The sequence below is a fragment of the Paenibacillus sp. FSL R10-2748 genome (assembly GCF_038005565.1).
In the GTDB taxonomy this organism is placed as follows: domain Bacteria; phylum Bacillota; class Bacilli; order Paenibacillales; family Paenibacillaceae; genus Paenibacillus; species Paenibacillus polymyxa_B.
In genome coordinates, this window is sequence record NZ_JBBOTK010000003.1 from 725,676 (window position 1) to 732,254 (window position 6,579).

At 46.4% G+C, this 6,579-nt stretch carries 4 protein-coding genes; all 4 read left to right on the top strand.

What is annotated here, in order from left to right; translation table 11 throughout:
* Positions 1–34: 34 nt before the first annotated feature.
* The 4 genes from NSS66_RS13090 (at position 35) to ligA (ending at position 6,215) form a co-directional block, all read left to right on the top strand.
* Positions 35–907, top strand: coding sequence for a phosphatidylinositol-specific phospholipase C/glycerophosphodiester phosphodiesterase family protein (locus tag NSS66_RS13090; RefSeq protein ID WP_069080816.1), 873 nt, complete (start codon positions 35–37; stop codon positions 905–907).
* 126 nt (positions 908–1,033) lie between these two features.
* Positions 1,034–1,744, top strand: a complete 711-nt coding sequence (locus NSS66_RS13095; RefSeq protein WP_049828463.1) for a heptaprenylglyceryl phosphate synthase — start codon at positions 1,034–1,036, stop codon at positions 1,742–1,744.
* Positions 1,745–1,785: 41 nt separating this feature from the next.
* Positions 1,786–4,110, top strand: coding sequence for a DNA helicase PcrA (gene pcrA / locus NSS66_RS13100; RefSeq protein ID WP_023990577.1), 2,325 nt, complete (start codon positions 1,786–1,788; stop codon positions 4,108–4,110).
* An 89-nt stretch (positions 4,111–4,199) separates the two neighbouring features.
* Complete coding sequence (gene ligA, locus NSS66_RS13105) at positions 4,200–6,215, top strand: NAD-dependent DNA ligase LigA (protein ID WP_340959091.1); 2,016 nt, start codon at positions 4,200–4,202, stop codon at positions 6,213–6,215.
* The last annotated feature ends 364 nt before the right edge of the window (positions 6,216–6,579 follow it).

Genomic DNA, 6,579 nt, shown 5'->3' on the forward strand with positions numbered 1-6,579 from the left:
GGTATTGACCTGTACGAAAAGGATGTGACACCCTATGAAACGACTAATTGCTGCGGTCATTCTTTTAATATTAACCGGCACATTTTTACTGGGTTACAAAGGGCAATCTACAGAAGAACATACTGGCTTTACCACGCACCGTGTGATTTCGCATGCCATGGGAGCCGTTGATGGTTTGGCCTATACTAATGCGCGTGAAGCGTTTGTGGAAAATTATAAAAAAGGCAGCCGCGTATTCGAGGTCGACCTGATGTTTACTTCGGACGGACATTTGGTGGCGCGCCATGAATGGACAGAATCCTTTACAGAGCAAATGCAACAGGAACACGCAGTTGCTACAGAACAGGACGGAAAACCTTGGAGCTATCATCAATTTAAAAACACACCCATACACGGTTCCTATACTCCAGTAGATTGGAAGGATGTATTGGATCTATTGGAAACATACCCGGATGCTTATATTGTGACCGATACGAAAGAACAGGACCCTGCCCAAATCAAACAGTTGTTTGCACAACTGACCCGTCAGGCACAGGAGAAAAACCCCGAGCTTTTGTCCCGTATTGTTCCTCAAATTTACAATGAAGAAATGCTGCAAACGTTGCGGAGTATTTATCCCTATCCATCCGTTATTTATACGCTCTACGCCACAGAGGATAAAGATGACCAGATCATTCGATTTGTACAGCAAAATGATATAACGGCAGTAACTTTACCAGAGAATCGGGTGAGTGGTGCTTTAGTGGAAAGTTTGCGTGAGGCAGGGGTAGTGTGCTACGTAAATACTATTAATGAGTTGAAGGATGCGGCTGAGTATGAACAGATGGGTGTGCGAGGTTTCTATACAGATATTTTAACGGAAAAAGAACTTAGTAAACGCAGTTGGTTGTATGCGCTACGACCATGAGCTGTCTGAACGGGGTGTTCCCATTTGATACGAACATTGACACCTTTTAAGCACTGTCATAGACTTAGCATAGAACGCTTTTGGATATTGGAATTCGGCTCGACTGGATCATGACAAAAGCAATGGATGCTGGAGGAATGTGTGTTGGCAGATTCAATTCAATCATGGAAGCATGTGTTTAAGCTTGATCCTGACAAGGAACTGGATGATGAGGCACTTGACGCCGTGTGTATGTCTGGTACGGACGCCATTATGGTAGGAGGTTCATCGGGTGTAACCTATGAAAATACGGTGGATTTGCTGTCACGGGTTCGGCGTTATGAGGTGCCGTGTGTGCTTGAGGTGTCCGATCTGGAGGCTGTAGTGCCAGGGTTTGATCTATATATGATTCCCATGGTACTGAATACCACTGACAGTAATTGGATTCTAGGGCAGCACCAACGTGCGATTGAACAGCTTGGTTATGTGATCCCGTGGGATTTGCTTGTGGCGGAAGGATATATTGTTTTGAACGGTGATTCCACGGTCGCTAAGCTTACCGGAGCAGATGCTTCGCTGGGTGCTTCATCTGCCGCCTCATATGCACAGATTGCTGACAAGCTCATGCATCTGCCGATTGTATATGTGGAATATAGCGGTGCTTTTGGGGATATGGAGCTGGTGCAAAAAATACATCGCAGTACGGAGCGCTCTCGTGTCCTATACGGGGGAGGAATCGTGGATAAATCTACCGCGTTACAAGCGGCTGCGGTTTGTGACACCATTGTAGTAGGTAACATCATTTATCGTGACTTGGCGAAGGCGCTGGAGACGATAGCTGTGAAATTGGAAGTATAGAACGTGAATTTATGGAAGCTCAGGGAAAGGAGCATGCACGCATGCAATCAATAGATATACATGAGGCGGTAGCTCGCCTTAATCCGCCTCAGCGTCAGGCTGTGGAGGCGGTAGATGGTCCGCTGCTGATTATGGCTGGCGCAGGCAGTGGTAAAACACGGGTGCTCACGCACCGAATAGCTTACCTCATCGCGACCCGCAAGACGGCTCCATGGGGCATTTTGGCGATTACCTTTACGAACAAGGCTGCACGTGAAATGCAAGATCGCGTATCCAAGCTGATTGGCCCACAGGGAAGAGATGTTTGGGTATCCACCTTCCACTCGATGTGTGTGCGTATTTTACGTCGGGATATCGAGCGGATTGGCTTCACCTCCAATTTCAGCATTTTGGATTCTACGGATCAATTGTCTGTCATTCGGAGCTGCATGAAGGATCTGAATATAGACACCAAAAAGTTTGAACCCAAAGCGGTTCAGTCTATGATGAGTACGGCTAAAAATGAACTGGTCACTCCCGAAATGTATGAGCGCAAGATTGGTGACTATTTTGAGGGGATTGTGGCGAAGGTATATACCAAGTACCAACAACGGCTCAAAAACAACAACTCTCTTGATTTTGATGATTTGATCATGGCAACGATTCAGCTATTTAAAGAAGTACCTGAGGTACTGGATTTCTACCAGAAGAAATTTCAATACATTCATGTTGATGAATATCAGGATACGAACCGTGCGCAGTACATGCTGTGCAAAATGCTGGCCGACAAGCATCACCGGATTTGCGTAGTAGGTGACAGTGACCAATCCATCTATCGGTGGCGGGGGGCGGATATTAGCAACATTTTGAATTTTGAAGAGGACTACCCGGAAGCGCGCACCATTTTGCTGGAGCAGAACTACCGGTCCACCTCAAATATTCTCAATGCTGCCAACGAAGTTATTGGTCAAAATACAGGCCGCAAGCCGAAGAAACTATGGACTGACAAAGAAGGCGGAGCCAAGATTAAAGTTTACCGTGCTGACTCCGAGCATGATGAGGGCTACTTTATCGCCTCAGAAATTCATAAGAATATTAATGCGGGCAAAACCTATAGCCATCATGCCATTTTATACCGTACGAATGCTCAGTCTCGGGTTGTCGAGGAAATTTTGATTAAATCGGATATTCCTTACCAGATCGTGGGCGGTATCAAGTTCTATGATCGTAAAGAAATTAAGGATTTGCTGGCGTATCTTCGCCTACTCTCCAATCCTGACGACGACATCAGCTTGATCCGAATCATTAATGTGCCAAAACGAAGCATCGGAGACACAACCGTCGGTAAATTGCAGGCAGCTGCAGCGGAACGGGGAGTTTCGATTTTCCGTGTCCTTCAAGTTGTAGACGATTTGGGCTTTGCAGGACGTACACGCAATGCGTTGGTAGAGTTTTACGATATGATCGAAGGTTTAAGTCGGATGGTAGACTACCTGTCGGTTACCGAGTTAACAGAAAAAATGTTGGAAACCACCCAATATCGATTGGAGCTGCAAAACGAGAATACACTTGAGTCACGCTCGCGCTTGGAGAATATTGATGAGTTCCTGTCGGTAACCATGGAATTTGAAAAAGGAGCGGAAGACAAGTCACTCGTCTCCTTCCTGACCGACCTTGCTCTGATTGCCGATATTGATTCCATGAATGACGATGAAGAAGAGCAAAGTGATGCGGTTGTATTGATGACCATGCATAGCGCCAAAGGACTGGAGTTTCCTATCGTATTTATTGTCGGTATGGAGGAGGGAGTATTCCCTCATAGTCGTGCTTTTCTGGATAACGAAGAGCTGGAGGAGGAGCGCAGATTGGCGTATGTCGGGATTACCCGTGCAGAGGAGCAACTGTTCCTTACATGCGCACAGATGCGCACTTTGTTTGGCCGCACCACAGCTAACCCGCCTTCCCGCTTTCTCGAAGAGATTCCAGATGAGTTAAAAGAGGATACGATCATTAAACGTGACCGCTACCGCCGTTCAGGCAATGTAGGCGGATCTTATGGTGGGCGCGGACTGAATAAAGGTAGTGGCAGCAACTTTGGTGGAGAACGCTCGTTTGATACGATGAGCCGCAGTGGTTCGTCCGCTTCCGCGTCACCCCGCGTAACAGTAACGACATCTTCATCTGCGAAAGCAACTCCGGCTGCTTCGGCAGGAGGCCCCTCCATTTTTGCTGCTGGAGACAAGGTACAGCATGGCAAATGGGGGATTGGAACCATTGTCGCTGTAAAAGGAACGGGTAATGATATGGAGCTTCAAATTGCTTTCCCGGCTCCAGTAGGGGTTAAACGACTGCTGGCTGGCTTTGCACCAATTACAAAAGTAGAATAAATCTCAAACATCATTAAATCTCGAACCTCATGAGTGGCAGCTTGGCTTAGGCCTCTGCCCTGATGAAGTTCCCGGAGGGATACGCCTGCATGAACCCAATGCACAGGATGGAGCAGCTTGTTGCTGAACTGAACACATATAACTATCATTACTACACACTGGATGAACCCAAGATCAGCGACAAAGAATATGATGTGCTTTATGACGAGCTGGTAGCGCTTGAACAGACGAGCGGTCTTGTGCTGCCGGATTCGCCGACACAGCGTGTGGGTGGGGAGTTACTCAAAGGTTTCACACCGCATCGCCACCTTGCCCCATTATGGAGCCTTGATAAAGCTCAGAATATGGAACAGCTGCGTGCATGGAACGCGCGTGTTGTTAAACTGGTCAATGATTACAATACCAAGAACCCGGAGCAACCTTTGCCATCTCCAGGCTATGCTATAGAACTTAAATTCGATGGCCTGACGCTGAACCTGACATATACTGATGGACAGCTGGTACAGGCTTCTACCCGCGGTAATGGCGTGGTGGGTGAGGGAATATTGGCACAGGTGAAGACCATTAAATCCGTGCCACTTACAATTCCTTTTCGAAATGGAACAATTGAAGTACAGGGAGAAGGGATAATGAATCTCTCTGTACTGTCCAAATATAATGAGACTGCCGTGGACCCTCTTAAAAATGCACGCAACGCCGCAGCTGGCGCTTTGCGTAACTTGAATCCCAAAGTGACAGCAGAACGGCGATTGAATGCATTTTTCTACAATGTGGGATATGCAGACCGTATCCAGTTTAACAGCCACCAGGAAATGATGACTTTCCTGCGTGAAAATCATTTTAAGGTAAACCCTTACCTGACTTACTTTGATAATTTTGAAGATGTAATGGAGCAACTGATTGAGATTGAAGAATCTCGTGCCGGATTGGATTACCTCATTGATGGGGCAGTATTGAAAATTACAGATATGCGCACACGTGAGGCTCTCGGGTATACCGATAAATTCCCACGCTGGGCGGTGGCATATAAGTTCGAAGCTGAGGAAACGACAACGGTGCTTAACTCGGTTGAGTGGAATGTAGGACGAACCGGTAAAATCACCCCACTTGCAAGGGTAGAGCCGGTAGAGCTGGCGGGAGTCACTGTACAAAATTGTACACTGAACAATGCTGGTGACATTGAGCGCAAAAACCTGAAGTTTGCTTTGGGGGCACGTGTGTTTATCCGTCGCTCAAACGATGTCATTCCGGAGATATTAGGAAAGGTAACGTCTGAGAACGACGGTGAGGAAATTGTCGTACCAGATCATTGTCCAGCCTGCGGGTTTCCGCTGCAGCAGCGAGGTGCCCATTTGTTTTGCGACAATAAGCTGGGGTGTAAACCACAAATTGTGGCTCGTATTTCCCATTTTGCTTCACGTGATGCTATGGATATTGAGACATTCAGTGACAAAACGGCCATACAGCTACATGACGAACTGGAAGTGCGCGAGCCTGCGGATCTGTATACACTCGAATATGATGATCTTGTGAAGCTGGAGCGGTTTGGTGAGAAAAAGGCCAGTAACCTCTTAGCGGCACTAGAAAAGAGTAAAGAGAGAGATTTGGCTTCTTTCCTTTATGCTCTGGGTATACCGAATACCGGTAAAGCGACAACACGCATGTTGGCTGAACATTACCGTGATTTGCACAAGACGATGTCCGCTACGGTGGAAGAACTGATAGAACTACCGGATGTAGGCGGGATTGTAGCCGAAAGCATTGTGGCTTTCTTTGCCGATCCATTTACTCAGGCGGGAATTGAAAAGATGCTGTCTCTAGGGGTGAAGGCTCAGGCCCCTGAAGCTCCACAGGAGAAGAAGACAGACAGCTTTTTCAGTGGCAAAACGGTCGTGCTTACAGGTACCTTGCATCAGCTTACGCGTGACGAAGCTGTATCCAAGCTGGAGGCGCTGGGAGCCAAAGTTGCGGGGTCTGTATCGAAAAAGACGGATCTAGTCATAGCTGGTGAAAAGGCTGGGAGTAAGCTAGCTAAGGCCCAACAGCTCGGAATTGACACCATAGAAGATGAGGATGAATTTATCAGACTGCTGGAACAAGAATAAATAGTTTTGCAATGAGTGCAGTCATTCCGCTCTGGGGCGGGGTGGCTGCCTTATTATCTGTTGTATAGTAGGAAATAAAATAGATATAAATAAATGCTTGCTAAATAACTTTAGGCATGATATATTATTAGACGTTGCTTTGAGAATAACATTTCTTGAAGCGAGGTTGCTGAAAAGATAATCAAAAAAAGATTTGACAAGAAAGCAACTAACATGGTATGATCTAATTCCTGGCTCGTTGAATGAACGAGAACAGACAAGTTCTTTGAAAACTGAACAAATGGATGATGAAATAAAGATTTCTTCTTTTATAAGAAGAATCGCTAGCATTAAAAATGAGCTTATCGCTCTTTCTATAAATCAA

Excerpts from the sequence above, each read along its gene's own strand:
- NSS66_RS13090 (WP_069080816.1), top strand. The coding sequence starts at position 35 with ATGAAACGACTAATTGCTGCGGTCATTCTTTTAATATTAACCGGCACA.
- NSS66_RS13095 (WP_049828463.1), top strand. The coding sequence starts at position 1,034 with ATGCTGGAGGAATGTGTGTTGGCAGATTCAATTCAATCATGGAAGCAT.
- pcrA (WP_023990577.1), top strand. The coding sequence starts at position 1,786 with ATGCAATCAATAGATATACATGAGGCGGTAGCTCGCCTTAATCCGCCT.
- ligA (WP_340959091.1), top strand. The coding sequence starts at position 4,200 with ATGAACCCAATGCACAGGATGGAGCAGCTTGTTGCTGAACTGAACACA.